Source organism: Kitasatospora sp. NPDC002551 (genome assembly GCF_040296005.1).
Classification (GTDB): Bacteria; Actinomycetota; Actinomycetes; order Streptomycetales; family Streptomycetaceae; genus Kitasatospora.
Window position 1 is genome coordinate 418,976 of the sequence record NZ_JBEOWI010000001.1, and the last position, 19,822, is coordinate 438,797.

Annotated in this window: 20 protein-coding genes; 8 read left to right on the plus strand and 12 right to left on the minus strand. The window is 75.5% G+C overall.

All coding sequences use genetic code 11. The annotated features are described in order from the left end of the window. Positions 1 to 108 precede the first annotated feature (108 nt). Positions 109 to 876 carry a hypothetical protein gene (locus ABT093_RS01855; RefSeq protein ID WP_350558843.1) on the plus strand — a complete coding sequence of 256 codons (768 nt, stop codon included), beginning with the start codon at positions 109 to 111 and terminating at the stop codon, positions 874 to 876. Positions 877 to 959: 83 nt separating this feature from the next. Here the strand turns inward: ABT093_RS01855 and ABT093_RS01860 are convergent, their stop codons facing one another. From ABT093_RS01860 to ABT093_RS01870, 3 genes are read right to left on the minus strand one after another with little or no spacing between them, the layout of a single operon-like run. Then, positions 960 to 1,952 (minus strand): ABC-2 membrane transporter-related protein, encoded by a 993-nt coding sequence (locus ABT093_RS01860; protein ID WP_350558846.1) that lies wholly within the window; start codon positions 1,950 to 1,952, stop codon positions 960 to 962. Continuing rightward, complete coding sequence (locus ABT093_RS01865; RefSeq protein ID WP_350558849.1) at positions 1,949 to 2,914, minus strand: ABC transporter ATP-binding protein; 966 nt, start codon at positions 2,912 to 2,914, stop codon at positions 1,949 to 1,951. The genes ABT093_RS01860 and ABT093_RS01865 overlap by 4 nt, the downstream gene beginning before the upstream one ends. A 13-nt stretch (positions 2,915 to 2,927) precedes the next feature. Further along, on the minus strand, positions 2,928 to 3,158 hold the full coding sequence (locus tag ABT093_RS01870; RefSeq protein ID WP_350558852.1) for a hypothetical protein: 231 nt from the start codon (positions 3,156 to 3,158) through the stop codon (positions 2,928 to 2,930). A 119-nt stretch (positions 3,159 to 3,277) separates the two neighbouring features. Between ABT093_RS01870 and ABT093_RS01875 the strand changes: the two genes are divergently transcribed. The 3 genes from ABT093_RS01875 (at position 3,278) to ABT093_RS01885 (ending at position 6,188) form a co-directional block, all read left to right on the plus strand. Beyond that, a complete protein-coding gene (locus ABT093_RS01875) occupies positions 3,278 to 4,441 on the plus strand; it encodes a sensor histidine kinase (protein WP_350558855.1) in 1,164 nt (387 codons plus the stop codon). Continuing rightward, on the plus strand, positions 4,438 to 5,106 hold the full coding sequence (locus tag ABT093_RS01880; RefSeq protein ID WP_350558858.1) for a response regulator: 669 nt from the start codon (positions 4,438 to 4,440) through the stop codon (positions 5,104 to 5,106). The genes ABT093_RS01875 and ABT093_RS01880 overlap by 4 nt, the downstream gene beginning before the upstream one ends. A gap of 230 nt (positions 5,107 to 5,336) precedes the next feature. Continuing rightward, positions 5,337 to 6,188, plus strand: a complete 852-nt coding sequence (locus tag ABT093_RS01885) for a hypothetical protein (RefSeq protein WP_350558861.1) — start codon at positions 5,337 to 5,339, stop codon at positions 6,186 to 6,188. On the opposite strand, the gene ABT093_RS01890 is transcribed toward ABT093_RS01885, so the two are convergent. Continuing rightward, the gene (locus ABT093_RS01890; RefSeq protein WP_350558864.1) at positions 6,178 to 8,376 is read right to left on the minus strand and encodes an MMPL family transporter; all 2,199 of its coding nucleotides are present in this window, start codon (positions 8,374 to 8,376) and stop codon (positions 6,178 to 6,180) included. The genes ABT093_RS01885 and ABT093_RS01890 overlap by 11 nt on opposite strands. A 259-nt stretch (positions 8,377 to 8,635) precedes the next feature. Here ABT093_RS01890 and ABT093_RS01895 point away from each other — a divergent pair, with 259 nt between their 5' ends. Continuing rightward, positions 8,636 to 9,901: a sensor histidine kinase gene (locus ABT093_RS01895; protein WP_350558867.1), complete on the plus strand. Its 1,266-nt coding sequence runs from the start codon at positions 8,636 to 8,638 to the stop codon at positions 9,899 to 9,901. Next, the gene (locus ABT093_RS01900; protein ID WP_350558870.1) at positions 9,898 to 10,608 is read left to right on the plus strand and encodes a response regulator; all 711 of its coding nucleotides are present in this window, start codon (positions 9,898 to 9,900) and stop codon (positions 10,606 to 10,608) included. The genes ABT093_RS01895 and ABT093_RS01900 overlap by 4 nt, the downstream gene beginning before the upstream one ends. Positions 10,609 to 10,615: 7 nt before the next feature. Here ABT093_RS01900 and ABT093_RS01905 read toward each other — a convergent pair whose 3' ends face one another. The 4 genes from ABT093_RS01905 to ABT093_RS01920 all read right to left on the minus strand — a co-directional run bounded on the left by ABT093_RS01905 (position 10,616) and on the right by ABT093_RS01920 (position 14,649). After that, entirely contained in the window at positions 10,616 to 11,767 is a 1,152-nt protein-coding gene (locus tag ABT093_RS01905) for a serine hydrolase domain-containing protein (protein ID WP_350559219.1), read from the minus strand. A gap of 294 nt (positions 11,768 to 12,061) precedes the next feature. Continuing rightward, positions 12,062 to 12,481, minus strand: a complete 420-nt coding sequence (locus ABT093_RS01910; RefSeq protein ID WP_350558873.1) for an RNHCP domain-containing protein — start codon at positions 12,479 to 12,481, stop codon at positions 12,062 to 12,064. A 28-nt stretch (positions 12,482 to 12,509) separates the two neighbouring features. After that, complete coding sequence (locus ABT093_RS01915; protein ID WP_350558876.1) at positions 12,510 to 12,878, minus strand: RNHCP domain-containing protein; 369 nt, start codon at positions 12,876 to 12,878, stop codon at positions 12,510 to 12,512. Positions 12,879 to 13,107: 229 nt separating this feature from the next. Beyond that, positions 13,108 to 14,649, minus strand: a complete 1,542-nt coding sequence (locus tag ABT093_RS01920; protein ID WP_350558879.1) for a PLP-dependent aminotransferase family protein — start codon at positions 14,647 to 14,649, stop codon at positions 13,108 to 13,110. A gap of 174 nt (positions 14,650 to 14,823) precedes the next feature. Between ABT093_RS01920 and ABT093_RS01925 the strand changes: the two genes are divergently transcribed. Further along, positions 14,824 to 15,312, plus strand: coding sequence for an Lrp/AsnC family transcriptional regulator (locus tag ABT093_RS01925; protein WP_350558882.1), 489 nt, complete (start codon positions 14,824 to 14,826; stop codon positions 15,310 to 15,312). Between the two features lie 75 nt (positions 15,313 to 15,387). Here ABT093_RS01925 and ABT093_RS01930 read toward each other — a convergent pair whose 3' ends face one another. Then, positions 15,388 to 16,224, minus strand: coding sequence for an isocitrate lyase/PEP mutase family protein (locus tag ABT093_RS01930; protein WP_350558885.1), 837 nt, complete (start codon positions 16,222 to 16,224; stop codon positions 15,388 to 15,390). After that, on the minus strand, positions 16,221 to 17,579 hold the full coding sequence (locus tag ABT093_RS01935) for a cytochrome P450 family protein (RefSeq protein WP_350558888.1): 1,359 nt from the start codon (positions 17,577 to 17,579) through the stop codon (positions 16,221 to 16,223). The genes ABT093_RS01930 and ABT093_RS01935 overlap by 4 nt, the downstream gene beginning before the upstream one ends. A gap of 65 nt (positions 17,580 to 17,644) precedes the next feature. Between ABT093_RS01935 and ABT093_RS01940 the strand changes: the two genes are divergently transcribed. Further along, positions 17,645 to 18,346, plus strand: coding sequence for an ArsR/SmtB family transcription factor (locus ABT093_RS01940; protein WP_350558891.1), 702 nt, complete (start codon positions 17,645 to 17,647; stop codon positions 18,344 to 18,346). Between the two features lie 46 nt (positions 18,347 to 18,392). Here ABT093_RS01940 and ABT093_RS01945 read toward each other — a convergent pair whose 3' ends face one another. Both ABT093_RS01945 and ABT093_RS01950 read right to left on the minus strand, forming a co-directional pair. Further along, a complete protein-coding gene (locus ABT093_RS01945) occupies positions 18,393 to 18,914 on the minus strand; it encodes a DinB family protein (RefSeq protein ID WP_350558894.1) in 522 nt (173 codons plus the stop codon). Next, on the minus strand, positions 18,911 to 19,714 hold the full coding sequence (locus ABT093_RS01950) for a VOC family protein (RefSeq protein ID WP_350558897.1): 804 nt from the start codon (positions 19,712 to 19,714) through the stop codon (positions 18,911 to 18,913). Before ABT093_RS01950 ends, ABT093_RS01945 begins: the two co-directional genes overlap by 4 nt. Between the last annotated feature and the right edge of the window lie 108 nt (positions 19,715 to 19,822).

A 19,822-nucleotide genomic window follows, 5' to 3' on the forward strand; every position in this document is an offset into this window, starting at 1 on the left:
ACCGCCCGCCGGCGGGGAACCGCGCACCCCGTCCACCCGTCCTCGCCAGCGAACCGACACCATCTCATCACCGCTTTCCCTCTTCACCTCCCAGGTCCGAGGAGAACCATGGCCGACACCGTCAACTCGCTGATCGCCCGCTTGCACGAACTGCTGGTGACGCAGCTGACCAACGGCGCCACCGACGTCGCCGCGGGCTTCCAGGACGTCGTCGCGCGCGCCGCGGCGCTCGGCCCCGACGGCACCTGGCTCGCCGCCGCGGGCCACGCGGGCCTCGCCGACCTGGCCGTCACCCGCGGGCAGGCGGACCTGGCGATCCTCCACCTCGAGGCCGCCGTGGCGGCCGGCTTCAACGACTGCGTGGCACTCCACGTCGCCCCCGTGCGGCCGCTGCACCAGGCTCCCCGCTTCCAGGCCCTGTACCAGCGCATGCGCGTCACCCAGGCGGACCTCGACGAGTTCTTCTGGCTGCACCGGGAGATGCACACCATGGTGCGGGAGGCCCAGGACGCGACCGTCGACAACATCGGCCGCCTCGACACCGGGGTGTCCCCGCTCCCGCAGGCCCCGATGCCGACCCGCGAACCGCACACCCCCGGCGTCCTGATCACCCGGATCGATCTCGCCGCGGTCCAGACCGCGCTCCAGCAGACCGCCCTGAGGGCCGAGTTCCAGCGCAGCGCCGGCAACACCAGCCTCGACCTCATCGACGGCACCTGGGACCACCCCCGCGCCATGCGCGACGCCTGGTACGCCGACGAGCTGGACACCCGCCGCCAACGGGCCGCCGAGGCCCGGGCCTTCGTCGAACGCCCCGGAGCCGGGGGCACGCTCGCCCCCTGCCCGCCGCTGGGCACGATCGTCTACCCGGCCTGAGGGGTAGCGGCCTGAGGGATACCGGCCCGGGGCGGACCGGCCCGGACGGCACCCGGGGCCGTGGGTGCTCAGGCCGGGGCCGGTCAGGCCGGGTGGCGGCGGATACGGCGGAGGGCGGTGGCGGCCAGGGTGGCCGTCAGGGCGGTGTAGAGGGCCGTTTCCAGGGACTGGAAGGTCCAGTAGCGGTCGGCGGGGTGCTCGGCGATCTCGACGTGGATGTCGCGCGCGGCCAGGCAGGCGGGCAGCTCGGCGAGCGGGCTGTGGTCCATGCAGTCCTGGAACCAGGCGGTGCGGCCGACCTCCTGGCCCGCGGTGTCGAGGATCGGGCTGGTCTCGACGACCCAGGGGCCGCCGGGGACGCGCAGGCCGCCGATGTCGCCGTAGGTGCCGATCTTCGTCAGCCGGCCGATGAGATCGGCGGTGAGCGGCACCGAGGTGCGGGTCGGCGCCTCGTAGTGCGGGCGGACCAGGGCGGGGACGGCGATCTGGAGCGCGGCGAAGACCACCAGCGTGGCGGCCATCGCGGGCACGGCGCGGCGCAGGAACAGGCCCAGGGTCGCGCCCAGCACGAAGGCGAAGGCGGCGTAGCCGAGCGGGGCGAGGTTGCGGGAGGCGAAGACGGCCGGCTCGAAGCGGTTGTCGAGGATGTCGGTGACCGGCCCGGCCGCCCAGGTGAGCAGCAGGCTGTACAGCCCGGTGGCGGCCACGCTCAGCAGCCCGACCAGTCCGAGCTTGGCCGCGAGCCACCGGCCCCGGGTCACGCTCTGGTTCCACACCAGGCGGTGGGTGCCGGCCTCCAGCTCCCGGGCGACCAGGGGCGCGCCCCAGAACACGCCGACGGCGCCGGGCACGGCGAGCAGCAGGTAGCCGAGCAGGTCCACCTGGAGGCCGTAGCGGTCGGCGAAGGCGCCGAGCGGTCCCGTGCAGGCCTCGCGCGCGGCGCAGTGGGTGAGGGTGTCGGCGTACGCGCCGTGGATCCGCAGGCCGAGCACGAGCAGCCAGCCGGCCACGAGGACGAGTGCGCCGAGGCCCACGAGGGCCTGCGCCCGGAACTGGCGCCAGGTCATCCAGATCATCGGTGCGCCTCCGCCGGGGTCGGGGTGGTGGAGCCGGCCGGGGTGGTGGAGCCGGCCGCCCTGCCGAGGTGGGCGAGGACCACCTCCTCAAGGCCGATGTCCGCGGTGGTCCAGGGGCCGTCGGACGGCAGCGCGCGGTCGGTGCGGACGACGGCGGTTCCTTCGTCGGGAGCGCCGCCGCCGGGAGCACCGCCAGGAACACCGCCGGAAGCACCGCCGGAAGCACCGCCGGTGTACCGGACGATCTCGGCGCCGCCGGGCAGCCGCGCCAGGTCCGCGTGCCGGGCGGTCACCCGGACGTGGCCCGCGAGCAGGTCCGTGACGTCACCGGCCACCAGGACGCGGGAGCCGGCCAGCACGATCACGTGGTCGCACACCCGCCGCACGTCCGAGAGGGCGTGGGAGGAGAGGACGGCGGCGGCGCCGAGTTCGGCGACGGACTCCGTCAGGTGCTCCAGGAACGCCTGCCGGGCCAGCGGATCCAGGGCCGCGGCGGGCTCGTCGAGGATCAGCAGCTCGGGCCGTTTGGCCGCCGCGAGGGTCAGGGCGAGCTGGGCGCGCTGGCCGCCGGACAGCCGGCCGGCCTTCTGCCGGGGGTCGAGGTCGCTCCGGGCGAGCCGGCGCCGGGCGAGCGCCTGGTCCCAGCGGGGGTTGAGCCGGGCGCCCATCCGCAGGTGGTCGGCGACGGACAGGTCGGCGTAGACGGGCGTGTCCTGGGCGACGAAGCCGACCCTGGCCAGGTGGGCGGGGCCCGCGGCGGGTGCCGCTCCCAGCACGCGGATGGTGCCCGAGCTGGGTGCGATCAGCCCGCAGGCCAGTTGCAGCAGGGTGGACTTGCCGGCGCCGTTCGGTCCGACCAGTCCGATCACCCGGCCGGGCGGGACGTTCAGGTCGACGTCGGTGAGCGCGTGGCGGCGGCCGTACCGCTTGCCCAGCTTCACGGCTTCCAGTACCGGTGTCATGACGCTCCCCCGGTCAGCCGCGCCGGGTGGCGCGCTTCGCGCGCGACGACCGGACGACGCGGTACACGCCGTAGCCGACCGCGATCAGGACGGCCAGGTTCAGCGCCCACCAGGCGTAGAGCAGCGGGCTCCGCTCGGTCCGCTCGGCCTGCGCCGCCGCGGCGGCGAGCAGCGTGGGTGCGGAGACGAGGTCAACGGGGACGAGATCAACGGAGACGAGATCAACGGGGATGAGATCGACCATGGGCCCCAGCCTGCGGCTCCGCGCCGGCCGCCCGCAGCGGCCGAAGGTACGGTCCGCGCGGCCCCGAGTCGTACTTTCGGCTGGTCCGGGGCCGGCGGTGATCGCCTAGCGTGGGCCGGGTGAGTTCGGTGAAACGTCCGGCGGTGCTGGTCAACACGGTGCTGGGGCTGCTGTTCGCCCTGGTCCTGGTCGTCATGGCGGCCCAGTACGCGGCCCAGGGCCGGGTCTGGGCCTTCGACGCGGTGGTCGGCGCCGTCGTGTGCGCGATCGCGCTCGGCCGCGAACGGAACCGGGGCCGGGCGGCTGCCCTCGGGCTGCTGGTGGCGGGCGCGGCGGCGGTGGTCGCCCGGGTCGCCCAGCTGCCCGGCGAGCCCGGGGCCGCCGCGGTCCTGGGGCTGCTCGTCCTCGGTGGCTCCGCCGTCCGGACGCTCGCCCGGCGACGGGCGGCGGCCGTCGCGCTGGCGGGCCTCGCGCTGATGACGGCCGGCCTGCTGACCGTCGAGGCGCCGGGCACCCCGTTCCGGGTGGGGATCGAGGTCTGGGTCGTCGCGCTCGGTGCCGGGCTCGGCCTGCGCCTCCTGGACCACCGCCGCCGGCTGGCCGCCGAGGCGGTCCGCCGGGAGGAACGTCTAACGCTGGCAAGGGAGTTGCACGACATGGTCGCTCACCACGTCACCGGCATGGTCGTCCAGACGCAGGCCGCCCGGATCGTCGCCCGGCGCCGGCCGGGGAGCCCGGACGCCGCGGAGAGCCCGGACGCCGCGGAGAGCCTGGACGCCACCCTCGCCGGCATCGAGGACGCCGGCGGCGAGGCGCTGGCCGCGATGCGCCGGGTGGTCGGCCTGCTGCGCGACACCGAGGACGCCGCCGGCACGGCCGCCATGGCGCCCGGCCCGGATCAACTGGCCGAGCTGGTGCGGAGGTTCGAGGGCCACGGCCCGGTGGTGAGCCTGCGGCTGCCCGCCGATCCCGCGCCCTGGCCGCCCGAGGTGGCCACCACCGTGCACCGGATCGTCCAGGAGGCGCTGACCAACATCGCCCGCCACGCCGCGCACGCCCGCACCGCCGCCGTCGACGTCGTCCACGGGCCGGGCGCGCTCACCGTCACGGTCACCGACGACGCCCCGGCCGGCCCCGCGCCACGGGAGCACCGCGGCTTCGGCCTGATCGGCATGCGCGAGCGGGTCGAGGTGCTCGGCGGGCACCTGTCCGCCGGCCCCGGCCGGGACACCGGGTGGTCGGTCTGCGCCACCCTGCCCGTCCCGGGAAGGGCGCCCCGTTGACCATCCGCGTCCTGCTCGCCGACGACCAGGCGATGATCCGCAGCGGTCTGCGGCTCATCCTGGAGGACCAGGACGACATCACCGTGGTCGGCGAGGCCGCCGACGGCGCCGAGGCGGTCCAACTGGCGCGCAGGCTAAGGCCGGACGTGTGCCTGGTCGACATCCGGATGCCCGGCCTGGACGGCATCGACGTCACCCGCGCGCTGTCCGGTCCCGCCGTGGCCGAGCCGCTGCGGGTGGTCGTCGTCACCACCTTCGACCTGGACGAGTACGTCCACGGCGCGCTGCGCGCCGGGGCGGTCGGCTTCGTCCTCAAGGGCGCCGCCCCCGCGCTGCGCGTCGAGGCCGTCCGCGCCGCACACGCCGGGGACGCGCTGATCTCCCCGGCGATCACCCTGCGCCTGCTCCGCGGCCTCGCCCCCACCCGTCCGGCGACCGCCGCCCGGCCCGCCCAGCCGCTCTCGGCCCGAGAGACGGAGGTGATCCGGTCCATCGCGCGGGGCCGCACCAACCAGGAGATCGCCGCCGCCCTCTTCATCACGGTGAGCACCGTCAAGAGCCATCTGACGGCCATCCAGAACAAGCTCGGTGTGCGCAACCGCGTCGAGATCGCCGCCTGGGCCTGGGAGAGCCGGCTGATGGACTCCGCCGTGGGCGGCGCCTGACCGACCCGGCAGAAGGCCCGGGCTGCGGTTGTTCCCCGCGGTGTGGCACGCGGGGCGTCCTCGATGCGCGATGCTCGAGGCCCGGCCGTTTCGGGTGTGGAGCGGCGTCCGCTCCGGGTGGCGAGGTGGTTCCCACCGGCAAGACGAGCGGCTCGGCTCTCGCCGCATGGCTGCGTGGTGTCGACACGCCCCAGTTGGTGCGGGTCCTGGCGGCGCGGCCGGATGCCGCGGTGGATCCGGAGCCGCGGTCGGTCGGCGAGTTGGCGGACCGGCTTCAGCGCCCCGGGTCGGTCGCGCCGGTCCTCCCGCTGCTCACCTTGCCCGAGGTCCAGGTGGCGGAGGCCGTCGCCGCGCTGGCGCCCACCACCCGGGACGTCCTGGCCGGTGTCCTCGGCGCGACGGACGGGGACCGTGCGCGCCGGTTCGACGCGGTGCTGCGGGCGTTGGCCGATCACGCGCCGGTCTGGCCGGTCACCGAGAAGCCCGACGGCTCGGTCCGCGTCGAGCGGGCCCGGCGGCACCGGGCGAAGCACCCGGTCCCGTCCCCGCGCCGCCCCGAAGCCCGACGGCCTCCCCAGGGCGCCCCCACCGATCTGACCGCTCTCGCCACCCGGTTGCTGGCAGCCCCGTCCGAAGCCCTGGAGCCCGACCCCGGGGACGGCCGCCCCTGCGCCAGCGACACCGAGGAGGTCATCGCCCGCGCCGCGCGCAACCTGACCTTCACCGACGTCCGCCAACTGACCCACGCCGTCGACACCGGACAGCCGATCACCGTCGAGTACGTCGCCGCCACGGGCAACGAGACCGTCCGCACCCCTCAGCCGCCCTGGAACTGGACACCCCCACCTCCGCGCCTGGTGCCACCTGCGCGACGACGAACGCGTGTTCACCCTCTCCCGCATCCACGGGGTGATGCCCGCGTAGCCACCCCTCCTCCGGACCCCGGGCGTCGGCAGTGGGTCCGACAACCACCGCCGAGGCCGGAAGGCCCGGCCCTCGGGGTGGGGGCCGGGCCTTCCGTGGGCGCCCTGGGCAGGCGGGCGCCGGTCTGGGGGTGGGGTGGTCGGGGGCTCAGGGGATGAGGACGCGGGGCCGGTGCGGGTCCGGGTCCGGAGTCGGGGCGGGGGCGGGGGCGGGGGCGGGGCGCAGCGGCCACCAGAGGGCGCGGCCGAGGAGGGTGGCCAGGGCCGGGACCACGGCGAGCGAGAGGACGCCGGCGGAGAGCAGGATGCCGAGCGTCAGGGAGAAGGCGATCTGCTCGCTGCCGGGGGTGGTGGCGAGGCTGGCGAAGGAGCCGGCCAGGACCAGGCCCGCGGTGGCGACGGCGGGCGTGGTGTGGCGGACGGCGCGGGCCACGGCGGCGCGGGCCGGGCCGGGCCGGTGCATCTCCTCGCGGATCCGGTCGGTGATGAGGATGTTGTAGTCGGTGCCCAGCGCGACGACGAACAGGAACAGCACCAGCGGCAGGGTGAAGCTGACGCCGGGCTCGTCCAGCACGTGCTGGAACAGCAGGGTGGCGGCGCCGAGGGTGGCGGCGAAGCCGAGCCCGACGGAGAGCATCAGGACCACCGGGGCGAGCACGCTGCGCAGCAGGAGCAGCAGGATCAGGGCGATGAGGACGGCGGCGACCGGGAAGACGATCGTCAGGTCGTGGTCGACGGCGGCCGAGACGTCGGCGAAGACCGCCGCCGTGCCGCCGACGTGGGCGCTCGTCCCGGCGGGCGTGTGGGCGGCGACGGCGGCTCGCACCGGGCCGGACGCCAGCTCGCGCGCCCGTGCGCTCTGCGGGTCGGCGGTGAGGAAGAGGTCGATCCGGGCGGCGCGGCGGTCCTGGTTCAGGACGGTGCCGGCCACCTGGCCGACGCCCTCCACCTCGGCGAGGGCGCGGGAGAGGCCGTCGAGCCGGGCGGTGTCGAGGGTGCCGCCGCCGTCGGCCGTGACGTAGACGGTGGTCGGGTCGGACACGCCGGCCGGCAGGGCCCGGGAGATCTCCGCGGCGGTGGCGGAGGCCGCCGTCCCGGAGTCACCGCCCTGGCCGTAGTCCATCCGGACCCCGGTCATCCCGGCGGCCAGGGCGCCGAGCAGCGCGACGGAGCCGAGCAGCAGGGCCAGCGGGCGACGGGCGACGAACGCGCCGTAGCGGGCGGCCACGCCCCCGCGCGGTTCCCGGCGCAGGCTGCGGGAGGGCCAGAACATCTTGCGGCCGCAGGCGGCGAGCAGGGCCGGCATCAGGGTGAGGCTGCCCAGCAGCATGACCAGGACGGCGACGGCGATCGCCGGGCCGAGCGAGCGGAACTGGCCGAAGGTCGCCACGCCCAGGGTGGCGAAGGCGGCCACGATGGTCAGCGCGGCGGAGGTGATCGCGGTGCCGACCCGGCCGGACACCTCGGCGGCCGCCTCGCGGGCGGGCTGGTCGGGGCGGGCGCGCAGGTGCTCGCGGAACCGGAAGAGCAGGAACAGCAGGTAGTCGACGCCGATGCCGAGCAGCACCACGGAGATCAGGCCCGGGGTGGAGACGTCCAGCCGGAGACCGGTGAGCTCCGCGGCGCCGGCCACCGCTCCGGTGGCCACGCCGCCGATCAGGGCGACCGCGAGCAGCGGCAGCACGGCCGCGAGCACGCTGCGGAACACCAGCACGTTGAGCAGGACGATCAGCCCGGTGACCAGACTGCTGCCGATGACGGCGGCGGTCCGGTTGTCGTCCGCGCTGTCGGCGGCCTCGGCCAGGCCGCCGGTGAACCCGGTGCGCATCCCGGCGCCGGCGAACTGCGCGCGGGCGGAGTCCCGGAAGGTCCGGTAGACCTCCTGGACGCCCTCGTCCACGGCGCTGCCGGTCAGTTCGACGGAGAGCAGCTCGAAGCTCCGGTCGGGCGCCGTCATCGCGGGGGCCACCCGAGGGGTCTGCGAGCGGTCGGGCTTGAGGAAGGCCGGCTCGTCGTCCTTCCTGGGCATGACGACCCGGCGCTTGCCGAGCTCCGCCGCCTCGGCCTCGATCCGCTGCTGGTCGGCGGCGCTCAGCGCCTTGCCGTCGGTGCGGGCGACCAGCACGGTGACCGTGGTGGCGTCGGGCTTCACCCCGAACCGCTCCTCGGCGATCCGCAGCGCGGCGGCCGAGTCGTAGCTCTTCGGCAGGAAGTCACCGGTCTGGGCCTGGGTGACCCGGCCCAGCAGCATCGGGCTCAGCCCGGCCAGTGCCAGGCCCAGCACCGCCCAGAGGGCGATGACCTTCCACGCGTGTCTGGTGGAGAATCCGGTCAGTGCGCGGATCACGGTGCCCTCCGGCGGATGGTCGCGAGCTTCGGCCTTGTCGCCGGGGGTTCCCGGCCGGTCTCCAGACCATCAGGTGAAGGGGGTGCCGGGCGTCCGGGCAGCGGACGATCCGCGCCGGGGCCCCCGGTCCCCCCGGTGGGCCGCGACCGGGACCCTGCTCCTGGTCCGCCCGCCCGGCCTCGGCCGGAGGGAGCATCCGGGGCGGGCCGGGCCGGTGCCAGAATGAGGGCATCAGCGCTGGTCGGCCGGGAGGACAGGGATGGACGGGCGTCAGCGCCCCGGGGAAGCCGTGGACGACGCGCCACGGAACGACGTGGCCGATACGCCGCGGAGCACCGCGGCCGGCGGCACGGGCGGCCCGCCGTGGACCCAGGCCGACGCGCTGGTGGCCGTCGGCGCCGGCACCCTCGACCTGGTCGCCTACCTGCTGTTCAACGAGGTGAACGGCACCCGCGCCGTGAACGTGCCGGGCTTCGTCCTCGTCGTGCTCTCGGGCCTGCCGCTGCTCGCCCGGCGCCACCGTCCGGTGTGGGCGCTCGCCGCCGTCCTGGTGTTCGAGGGCGCGATCGACCTGCTGGCCCCGATGGGCACCCACTTCGGCGCCGTCCTGATGGTGGCCGTGTACTCGGTCGCCCGGCACCGCAGCCCCCTGGTGACGGCGGCCGCCACCCTGGCGACGGCGGTGGCGACGGCGCTGAGCCAGAGCCACTTCCGGGTTCCGACCTGGGAGGGGATCATCGCCGCGCCCTTCTCCGCGGCGCTGGTGGCCGGTGCAGGCCTCGCGGTCGCCCGCTGGCAGCGCGAGGTGGCCGCCAACCGCAAGCTGCTGGCCGACCGCGCGGTGGCCGAGGAACGCCGCCGCATCGCACGGGAGTTGCACGACATCGTGGCCCACCACATCACCACCATGCAGCTGATGGCCGGCGGCGCCCGCGCCAACCTCGCGAACCCCGAGGTGGTCCGCGACGCCCTGGTCACCCTGGAGTCCTCCGGGCGGCTGGCGCTGCGCGAGATGCGCCAGCTGCTGAACGTGCTGCGCGCCGGTGACGAACCGGACGCCGGCCCGACCCCGCCCCAGCCCGGGGCGGAGGACCTCGACCGGCTGGTCGACGAGTCCTGCCGGGCCGGGCTGCCGACCGGTCTCGACGTCCACGGGGCCCGGCGCCCGCTGCCGCCGACCGTCGGCCTGACCGTGTTCCGGATCGTCCAGGAGGCCCTGACCAACGCCCGCAAGTACGCGGGCCCGGCCCGGGCGACCGTCCGGCTGACGTACCGCCCGGACGGGGTCACCGTCGAGGTGCGGGACGACGGCGCGGGCGTCGTCCCCTCCCAGGGCACCGGGCCCGCGGCCGGGGACCGGGGCGGGTACGGCCTGGTCGGCATGCGCGAGCGGGTCGCCCTGCACGGCGGCACCCTGGAGACCGGGCCGGGGCCGCAGGGCGGCTTCGCCGTGCGGGCCGAACTGCCGCTGGCCCCGGAGGAGGACGCCGAGGCGGCCGTCCAGCGCGGGGAGGCGTACCGATGAGCACCGAAGCCCCGGTGATCCGGATCCTCGTCGTGGACGACCAGCCGCTGGTGCGGCGCGGCCTGTCGCTGATCCTCTCGCCGGACCCGTCCTTCGAGGTGGTGGGCGAGGCCGAGGACGGCGAGCAGGCCGTCGCGCTCGCCCACCGGCTGCGCCCGGACGTCGTGGTGATGGACATCCGGATGCCGGTCCTGGACGGGGTCGCCGCGACCGAGCAGCTGGCCCGCACCCTGCCCGGGTGCAGGGTCCTCGCGCTCAGCACCTTCGACATGGACGAGTACGTGGTGGCCGCGCTGCGCGCCGGCGCGTACGGGTTCCTCCCCAAGGACGTCTCGCCGGAGGACCTGGGCGCGGCGATCCGTACCGTCCACACCGGGGAGGCGGTGGTCGCCCCGCGCCTGCTCACCCGGCTGATCTCCGCCTACGTCCGGGCGCCGCTCGGGGCCGCGCAGCCGCCGCCCGCCGTCACGGCGGGGGATCTCACGCCCCGGGAGGTGGAGGTGTGGCGGCTGATGGCCACCGGCCTCGACAACGCCGGGATCGCCCGGGCCATGGACATCAGCCAGTCCACGGTGAAGAACCACATCACCGGCCTGTTCGGGAAGCTCGACGTCCGCGACCGGGCGCAGGCGGTCATCGCGGCCTACGAGACCGGCCTGGTCACCGCCCGTACGGGGGGCGGTGACCAGGCCGGCGGGAGGGGTTAGGGCCCGGTCACCGCTTCGCGCAGAGGGTCTCGTCGAACAACGCCTGGGCGTGCTCGAACCCCTGCGGGGAGGGCGCCAGGTTCGCGGTGACGGCGATGGTGACGGCGCGGCCGTCCTCGGTCACCCCCGGGAGGGTGTGGAAGCCCGGCGTGGCGCCGCCGTGCCCCCAGGCGACCTTGCCGCAGCTCAGCGGCCGGCGGATGAGCCCGAGCCCGTACTCCTCGCCCTTCGACACGCCGGGGCCCTCCGGGATCTTCACCGTGGTGCGCATCTCGGCGAGCTGGGCGGGCTTGAGCAGCCTGCCGCCCATCAGGGCGGAGAAGAAGCGGTTCAGGTCGCCCGGCGTGGAGATCAGCTGCCCGGCGGCCCAGGCCCAGGAGGGGTCCAGCTCGGTGACGTCGGCGAGCGACCCGTCCGGCCCGGCCGCGTACCCGTGGGGGTGGGGCTCGCGGATGCTCTCGTCGCCCACTCCGGGGAAGTAGGTGTGCCGCAGCCCGATGCGGTCGATCACCCGCTTGGTCAGCTGCTCGGCGAGCGGGCGACCGGTGACCTTCTCGACCAGCAGACCGGCCAGGACGTAGTTGGTGTTGCTGTAGGACCAGTCGGTGCCGGGCGCGAAGAGCGCCTTGTGGGAGAGCGCCATGTCGAGCAGCTCGCGGGGCTGGTAGTAGCGGTGGCGTCCCTCGCCGAAGACGGCGTCGAATATGTCGTCGGTGAAGTTGGGCAGCCCGCTGGTGTGCTGGAGCAGCTGGCGCACCGTGATGACCCGGCCGTCGATGCCCTCGCCGCGGACCAGGCCGGGCAGGTAGCGGTCGATCGGGGCGTCGAGTTCGACCTTCCCCTCGCCGACCAGCTGCAGGACGACCACGGCGGCGAAGGTCTTGGTGTTGCTGCCCGCCCGCACCTGACCGTCCGCCGGCACCTTCGCCCCGGTGCGCAGGTCGGCGACGCCGGCGGTGTAGCCGCGGGTGCGCCCGTCGGATCCCGTGACCGCGGCCATCGCGGCCGGGTAGCGGTCCTCCTCCACCAGCCGCTCGAGTCCGGCCCGCACACCGTCCTTCGGGCCGGCGGACGGCGCCGCCGCGGCGGGGACCGTGCCGGCCACGCCGAGCGCGGCGGCCGTCGCGAGCAGCAGGGCGAGGGCGCGCCGCGGCGGCATGCCCGTGACGGCGGCGGCACGGCCGCCCAGGGGGTGGCGGGAGGGGCGAGCGGACATGCGGAAACTCCTTGGGTACGGCGCGACGAGGGCGCGGAAGGGGGAGGAAGCGTGAGGTGACGGCGGTGCCCGCCGGGCGGGCGGACCGCCGTGATCACGCTCCCGACCCTAGGGAGCGGGCCCCCTGCCCGGCATCGCCCGACGGCAGGAGGACCCGGCTCCCGCCGCGTCCCGGCCCCGGTACCCCGCTCCCTGCCCCGACCCGCCTCCCTCCCTCCGGCCGCTCCCCCGGCGGTCCTACAGGTTGAGCAGGGTGCGACGGGCGAAGCCCGCGTCCCGCAGCGGCTTGAGGGCGAGCCTCAGCAGCGGCACCGGATTGTCGTCGCCGGCGATCCGGTTGGTGCTCAACTCACCGCAGGACAGGCACTGGTGGACGATCAGCCACTCGCCGTCCGCGCGGACGGACATGCCCAGGGCCTCCATCCGGCCGCGGCAGTCGGCGGCCCGGTCGCCGGGGATCCGGCGGTCGACGTGAAGGCTGGCCAGGCAGTTCGGGCAGTGGTTGCGGTGCGCCGTCCCGGGGGCGTCCACGGGGACGTCCAACCGGCAGCCGACGCACCGGAAGTCGTTCGCCCGGTGCCCGCCCCGGGCGTGCAGCACGTCCTTGGGCCGCTGCCGGCGCCGGCGGTGGTCATCGCGTTTCTTCTGTCGTGGCACGGTTCGCCCTCCTCTCCCACCGGGCGGTTCAGAGCGAACCGAACGCTTCGAGCGGGAACGGCGGCTGGGCCAGCGGCCGGACGGCGATGCGCATCAGGATGAGCTGGTTGTCGTCCGCGCAGACCGGATTGGACGTCAACTCGTCGCACCGCACGCAGCGGTGGACGACCATCCAGTCTCCGGTGCGCAGCACGGCGATGGCGATCGGCGACATCCGCCCGTGGCACCCGCTCGGCCCGCCCTCGACGTGGTCGGTGACGTGCCGCGAGTGCAGACAGGACGGACAGTGGTTGCGCCGCGCACCGTCGACGGCGAACGCGGACACGGTCAGACCGCACCACGCGCAGGCGAACGTGGCGGTCTTCAGGGTGTTGCTGGTGGTGTTGGTGCTGGACACCCGGGGTGCTCCTTGCTGGAGGTCAACGATGACAGCAAGAGCAGGCCGAGCGGCCCCGACGACGATCCGTCAGACAGTGTGGCGAGGCGCACTCGGCGCGGTCCGGGACATCAAGACACCCTCTCGGCGGGCACGAACGGCCCACAGCAGACGCGAACAAACGGAGCGGCGAGCGTAACCAACCCCACCACCGGCCTGCCACCGAATTTCCCCGGGCCGGGAACGCCGGTCAGGCGGGGGCGGTGAGGACGACCGGGTCGTGGGCGAGGTCGGCCAGGAGGGCGTCCAGCTTGGCGCGGTCGACGGAGGGCATCAGGAAGACGTGGGCGTAGCCGCGCAGGGTCGTCGGGTCGCCGGGGGTGGTGAGGACGTTCTCGCAGGACAGTGACCACTTGGCGACCAGCGCTTCACCGGGCTTGCGGAAGCGCACGGTGATCGCGCCGGGCGTGCGGGCGGGCCGGAGGGCGGCGCCGGTCTCCTCCTCCAGTTCGTGGAGCCGGCGGTCCAGGTAGCCGGCCAGCTCCTGGGAGCGGCGGATCCGGTCGACCTGGTCCCGGTAGGAGTGCCGGGACAGGTGGTCCCAGAGGACCAGCGGGGAGAAGCCGTTGCGGGATCCGGCGAAGGTGCTGTCCGGCGCGCCGATGTACTCGGGCTGGGTCGGCGGTTCGAGCTGGTACTTGGCCTTCGTCATGAAGACGCCGCACGGCCACGGCACGCCGGCCCACTTGTGGCCGCTCATCGCGATCGAGGCGACGGGGTCGACGTCCCCGGACGCCCGGCTCGGCAGGGTGAGGCCGAAGTCGAACTCCGCGGGGACGGCGCCGGGTTCCGGTGCCCAGCCGTACGCCGCCGGGTCGTCGGCGGCCATCCGCAGGAACGGCGCGTAGCCGGCGCCGAGCGCCCCGTCCACGTGGATCCAGAAGCCCCGGCGCTCGGCGCTCCCGGCGGACGGCAGCAGCCCGTGCCGTTCGAAGACCGGCAGCAGCCGCTCGCAGGCGCCGCGGACGTCGTCGTGGGCGCCCTTGAAGGTGCTGCCGAGGTTGAAGTTGACGAAGACCGGGTGGCCCTTGGCCGCGAAGAACTCCACCAGCACCGCCAGCGCGTCCACGTCGACGGCGCCGGGGCCGTCCCAGGAGTGGCCGGACGGCCCGGGCAGCGAGGGCACCTCGGCGGGCCAGTCGCCGCCGAGCGGGCACTCGCCGGGGTAGTCCGCCGTGCCCACCGCGTGGAAGGTGTCGACGCCCAGCACCCGCACGGCCTTGGCGAAGGAGTAGTGGGTGTCCTCCGAGTAGAACGCCACCGGGCGGGGCGCACCGGGGCGGGTCAGGTAGTCGCGGGCGTTCCAGAGGGCGTACATGTTGCCCTCGGTCGAGCCCATCGAGAGCATGTAGCCCCAGTAGGACTCGGGGTCGGCCGGGTCGTACGGGCGCCCGGCGTGCCACAGGCGCGCGTAGTAGTCGAGCACGGCGCGCTCGACGGTCTTGGTGTTGGGCTTGTAGCCGCCGCTCTGGAACGGGTCGCCGAGGTTGTTGATGTTGCTCAGCATGAAGCGGGCGAGGTCGAGGGCGCTGCCCGCGAGTTCCTGGGTGGCCTGGTAGCCGACCAGGTGCCGGCGCTTGCGCGTCAGGTAGCCGTCCATCCGGTCGAGCGCGCGCAGCCGCTCGCCGTCGGTGAGCCCCTCGGCGGGTATCGCGAAGTCCCCGTGCTCCGGCTCCGCGTCGACGTCGACGTGGGCGCGGCCGTGAGCGGCTCGGACGGTGGTGGGGCTCATGGGGGGCGGCGCTCCGGATTCGCTGGGCGGGGTCGGCTGGGACGGGTCGGCCCGGGGCCGCTCGCCCGCCAGCATGGAACTTTCCACCGCCCGGGCGAAAGTCTTCCGCAGAAGATTCGGATTCACCCGCTCCCGCCTTGCGGATCTGCGGTACGGTCCGGGACCCTGGCCGGTGTGCCGAATTTTCCGCAGGCCCACCGGGCGCCCATCGACGACACCGACCGCGCGATCCTGCGGGTCCTCGCCGAGAACGCCCGCACGCCGAACAACGCGCTCGCCGAGGCCGTGGGCATCGCCCCCTCGACCTGTCTGGCCCGGGTGCGCGCGCTGCGCGAACGCGGCATCATCCGCGCCTTCCGCACCGAGATAGACCCGGCCGCGATCGGGCTGCCGCTGCAGGCGATGATCTCGGTCCGGCTCCGGGCGCACACCCGCGAGCAGAACGAGAGCTTCCGGAGCAGCGCGCCCGACCTGCCGGGCGTCCTCGCCGTGTTCCACATGGCCGGGTCGGACGACTACCTGCTGCACGTCGGTGTGGCCGGCCCGGAGGAACTGCGCGACTTCGTGGTGGACCACCTCACCACCCACCCGGCGGTGGCGCAGACCAGGACCAACCTGATCTTCGAGCAGATCCCCGGCCGCCGCTACCTGACGAACGGCTGACGCCGGCGCCCCGTCCCGGTCCGCGCCCCGCTCCCGCTCACCGCCCGGCTACCGCTCACCCCCTGGCTCCCCCGCTCACCGCCCGTCGGCGTACAGCGCCCGGACGGTGGCGTACCCGGGGGTGCCGGTGGAAGCCGCCGGCGCCGGGCTGCCCGAGCGGACGGCGAGGGCCGTGGAGACGGCGGCGGCGAGCGCGGTGCGGTAGAGGTAGGAGCCGAGGCTGACCCGGGCGACGCCCAGCGCCGCGAGGTCGGGCAGGGCAGGGCCGGTCGGGCTGTACAGGATGTTCAGCGGGAGGTCCAGGCCCGCGCAGAGCCGCGCGATGGCGGCCGGGTCGCTCAGGCCGGGGACGAACAGGCCGTCCGCACCCGCCCGCCGGTAGGCGGCGAGGCGGCGGTCGGTCTCCTCCGCGGGATCGGGCAGGGCGAGCCAGTGGGTGTCCGTGCGGGCGTTGACGAACAGGTCCGGGGCGGCGGCCTTGACCGCGCCGATCTTGGCGGCGTGCACGGCGGCCGGGGTGAGCGTGCCGTCCGGGCGGCCGTCCTCCAGGTTGATGCCGGCGACCCCCGCGCTCGCCAGCTCGACGGCGAACGCCGCGACTTCGTCCGGGTCGTCGCTGAAGCCGTTCTCCACGTCGACGGAGAGCAGGCAGCGCCCGGAGCGGCCGAGGCGGCGGGCCAGCCGGAGCGTCTCCTCGCGGGTGGCGGCGGCGCCGTCGGGCAGCCCGGCCGCCGCCGCGACGCCGAGGCTGGTGGTGCCGACGGCGGCGAATCCCTGCTCGGCGAGGACGGCGGCGGAGGCGTGGTCCCAGGCGTTGGGGAGCAGCAGCGGCTCGGGGCGGCGGTGCAGGGCGGCGAACGGCGTGTCGAGCGGGGAACGGTCGATCGGGCTCATCGGGCTCATCGGGCTCATCGGGCGGTGGTCCTCCCGTGCGGACGGAGGTCGCCGACGGCATCCGCGTAGTACGCGGACTCGGCTACGTGGAAGGCGAGTTGGCGGAACGACCAGGCGGTGTCGGGCGTGCGGTCCAGCTGGTCCGGGGTGAGTGCGGCGAGGCGGACGGACCAGATCCGGGCCAGCCGGGTGAGCCGGCTGCGGGCCTCGTCCAGGTCGGCCGCGGTGAACGGCGCCAGGTCGGCGGGGGTGGTGGCGGCGGAGGCGTGCCAGTGGTCGGGCTGGGTCGGCTCGCCGGCCAGACGCGCCTCCAACTCCGCCAGGTGGTCGAGGAGATGGTCGGTGACCCGGCGGATCGCCTTGTGCGGGGTGTACGTGCGGCCGTCGGTGGTGGCCGGGCGGCCGTCCCACCCGGTCCACGTCGCGGCGAGGGCGAGGACGTGCTCGACCATGGCGGGGACCAGCCCGGCGGGGTCCCGGTCGTCGGTGACCGGCGCGTCCTCGACCGGCGCGTCCTCGACCGGTCCGGATCCGGCGGGCCCGGCCCCGGCCTCCCGCACGACGGGCGAGGCCCCGTGCAGGATGCCCGCCGCGATGGCGAGCGCGTGCGTCCGGCCGGGGCAGAGCCTCGGCGCGGCGCCGAAGGTCAGCGGCGGCAGGTCGGGCCGTCCGGCCTGGGCGGCGGCCACGTCGAGCAGCACGTCCGCCCCGGCCGGGACGGCCACCCCGCCCACCGCGGTCGCCCGGACGGCGCGGCGGCGCATCACCCGCACCGGCGGGTCGTGCCGCAGCGCACCGGCCACCGGGTCCGCCCCGCCCGCCCGGCGCGCGTGCTCCACCAGGGTGGCGGTGGCGTCGCAGGCCTGGACGAGCAGGCCGATCCGGCCGGCGGCGCGTTCCAGGTCCCCCGCATCCCCCGCGTCCGCCGCCCCCTCGCTCCCCGGCAGCATCCGGGGCAGCAGCCAGGCCACCGCCGCGTCGGCCTCCGGGTCCTCGGGCCGCTCCACGAAGTACGCCCGGGCGACCACCCCGACCGCCCGCGCCACCTCCTCCGGCTCCGCGAGCCCGAGCGCCTGCGCGAGGACGCGCACCGCCCGCACCCGCACGTCCGCCTCGAACCCGGCCGCCGCCGCGAGCCGCAGCGCGTGCGGATCGAGCCCGGCGAGGTCCGCCTCGACGAACGCCCGCCGGGCGGCGTGGCGCTCGCCCGCGCTGAACCGGGCCACGGTGGCGCGCAGCCAGGCCACGCCGCCGACCGGCCCGGACCCGGCGGGCGGCGGCACCAGCGCCGGATCGGCGAGCGCGGCGGTGACGTCCTCGTGCCGGGTGAAGGAGAGACCGGCGGTGACGGTGGGAGTGGTGGGATCGGCCATGGGCCCCACGCTAGGAGCCGGACGTTTCGGCGCCCGCCGAACCGTGTCCGCGGCACCATGGACGCATGTCACTCGCCCACCTCGCCGGTCTGCTCGCCGACCCGACCCGCGCCGCGTTCTGCACGGCCCTGCTCGACGGCCGCGCCTGGACCGCCGGTGAGCTGGCCCGCCACGCGCGGGTGGCGCCGTCCACGGCGAGCGAGCAGCTCTCCCGGCTGATCGCCGCAGGCCTGCTGGCCGAGGAGCGCCAGGGCCGCCACCGGTACGTCCGGCTGGCCGGCCCGGAGGTCGCCACCCTGATCGAGGACCTGGCGTCCTTCCCGGTCCCGGCCGAGTCCGCCGGCCGCTCCTCCCCCGCCCCCGGCTCGCTGCGCGAGGCCACCCGGATGAGCGCCGAGGCCCGCGCCCGCACCTGCTACGACCACCTGGCCGGGCGCCTGGGCGTGGCCGTCCGCGACGCCGCCCTCGCCCGCGGCCTGGTGTCGGACGAGGACGGCCCGGCCCTCACCGGGCGCGGCCGGTCCTGGCTGGCCGAGCTGGGCGCGGAACTTCCGGCGCGGGCCGGACGCCCGGGCGGGCGCCCGGTGGTCCGCACCTGCCTGGACTGGACGGAGCGGCGCAGCCACCTGGGCGGCGCGTTCGGCGCGGTGCTCTTCCGGACGGCGCTGGACCGCTCCTGGGTCGAGCGGATCGGCACCGGCCGCGCCCTGCGGGTGACGCCGGACGGCGAACGCGCCCTGCGCGACCTCCTCGGCGTCACACTCTGAGGCCCCGCCCCCTCGGCAGCCCCCCGGGTCCCGCACCCGCACCCGCTCACCCCATCGTCTTCGCCCCGTCCAGCGCCTCCCGGATGATGTCGGCGTGCCCGGCGTGCTGCGCCGTCTCGGCGATGACGTGCAGCAGCACCCGCCGCACCGACCAGGCCGCGCCGGGCTCGAACCAGGGCGCCGACGGCAGCGCGTGCTCCTGGTCGAGGTCCGGCAGGCTCGCCACCAGCGCGTCCGTCTCGGCGGCCACCCGCTCGTAGGCGGCGAGCAGCCCGGCCAGCGTCTCGCCGTCGGTCATCCGGAACTGCGCCTGCCACTCGGCCGGTCCGCCCGGCCCGGCGGCCTCCATCGCGGCCGCGCCGCCGACGGCGAACCGCATCCAGCGCGCCTCCACCCCGCTGACGTGCTTGATCAGCCCGCCGAGGCACAGCTCGCTGGGTGTGGTGCGCCGGGCGGCCTGCTCGTCGCTGAGGCCGCGGACGGTGTACCGCAGGAAGCCGCGGTGCTTGTCCAGCGTCTGCAGCAGATCCGCCCGTTCGCCGTGGAGCACGGCGCCGCCGGAGCTCACTCCGCCACCAGGGCCGGCATCTCGCCGGCCGTCTTCCCGAGGTCGATCACGCCGAACGCGGCCCCCTGCGGGTCGCCGACCGCCGCGAACCGGCCGAACGGGCTGTCCATCGGGCCGAAGTAGAGCTTCCCGCCCCGCTCGGTGATCCTGGCGATCGTCGCGTCGCAGTCGTCCACCGCGAAGTACACGCTGACGTAGTTGGGCGCCTGGGGCGGCAGGTCGCCCGGGCCCGCCTGCATCCGGCCGAGCACCGGCTGCTCCCGGACGTCGAAGATCTTGTAGTCGACCTCCCCGGAGTCCATCCGCTTCACCGTGTACGGGAAGACGGCGGGGAAGAAGGCATCCGCGGCGGCCCCGTCGCGGGTGACGATCTCGGCCCAGGTGTACGCGCCGGACGCGCCCTGCTTCTCGAAGCCCTCGTGGGTGCCGGCCTGCCAGACGCCGAAGACGACGCCCGCCGGGTCCTTGGCGATCACCATCGAGCCGAACTCGCCGACCGTCATCGGGCCCATCAGCACCTCGCCGCCGTTGCCGCGGATCTTCTCGGCGGTGGCGGCGGCGTCGGGCGAGGCGAGGTAGAGGCACCAGGCGGAGGTCACCTCGCCCTCCTGGTTCGGCATCGGCGGGACGATCGCGGCGACCGCCTTCCCGTCGGAGTACGCCTGGGTGTAGTTGCCGTACTCGGTGGAGGACTCGCCGAAGGTCCAGCCGAGCACCTCGCCGTAGAACGCCTTCGCGCCCTCCAGGTCGGCGAACATCGCGTCGGCCCAGCAGGGGGTTCCCTCGGGTAGCACAGCCATGACGAAGCCCTCTCGTGTGACGTTTTGTCCCGGTTCGCCACCCTAGCCAGTCCCCCACCCGTCCGCGCGCGCAGAGACGGCGGTCCGTCGGGGCCGGAACCCCCGACG

Bases quoted from the DNA above. Each gene is read 5' to 3' on its own strand.
- ABT093_RS01905 (WP_350559219.1), bottom strand. From the start codon at position 11,767: ATGCCGCCGCGGCGCGCCCTCGCCCTGCTGCTCGCGACGGCCGCCGCG.
- ABT093_RS01950 (WP_350558897.1), bottom strand. From the start codon at position 19,714: ATGGCTGTGCTACCCGAGGGAACCCCCTGCTGGGCCGACGCGATGTTC.
- ABT093_RS01870 (WP_350558852.1), bottom strand. From the start codon at position 3,158: ATGGTCGATCTCATCCCCGTTGATCTCGTCTCCGTTGATCTCGTCCCC.
- ABT093_RS01935 (WP_350558888.1), bottom strand. From the start codon at position 17,579: ATGGCCGATCCCACCACTCCCACCGTCACCGCCGGTCTCTCCTTCACC.
- ABT093_RS01865 (WP_350558849.1), bottom strand. From the start codon at position 2,914: ATGACACCGGTACTGGAAGCCGTGAAGCTGGGCAAGCGGTACGGCCGC.
- ABT093_RS01895 (WP_350558867.1), top strand. From the start codon at position 8,636: ATGGACGGGCGTCAGCGCCCCGGGGAAGCCGTGGACGACGCGCCACGG.
- ABT093_RS01930 (WP_350558885.1), bottom strand. From the start codon at position 16,224: ATGAGCCCGATGAGCCCGATGAGCCCGATCGACCGTTCCCCGCTCGAC.
- ABT093_RS01940 (WP_350558891.1), top strand. From the start codon at position 17,645: ATGTCACTCGCCCACCTCGCCGGTCTGCTCGCCGACCCGACCCGCGCC.
- ABT093_RS01920 (WP_350558879.1), bottom strand. From the start codon at position 14,649: ATGAGCCCCACCACCGTCCGAGCCGCTCACGGCCGCGCCCACGTCGAC.
- ABT093_RS01860 (WP_350558846.1), bottom strand. From the start codon at position 1,952: ATGATCTGGATGACCTGGCGCCAGTTCCGGGCGCAGGCCCTCGTGGGC.
- ABT093_RS01900 (WP_350558870.1), top strand. From the start codon at position 9,898: ATGAGCACCGAAGCCCCGGTGATCCGGATCCTCGTCGTGGACGACCAG.
- ABT093_RS01855 (WP_350558843.1), top strand. From the start codon at position 109: ATGGCCGACACCGTCAACTCGCTGATCGCCCGCTTGCACGAACTGCTG.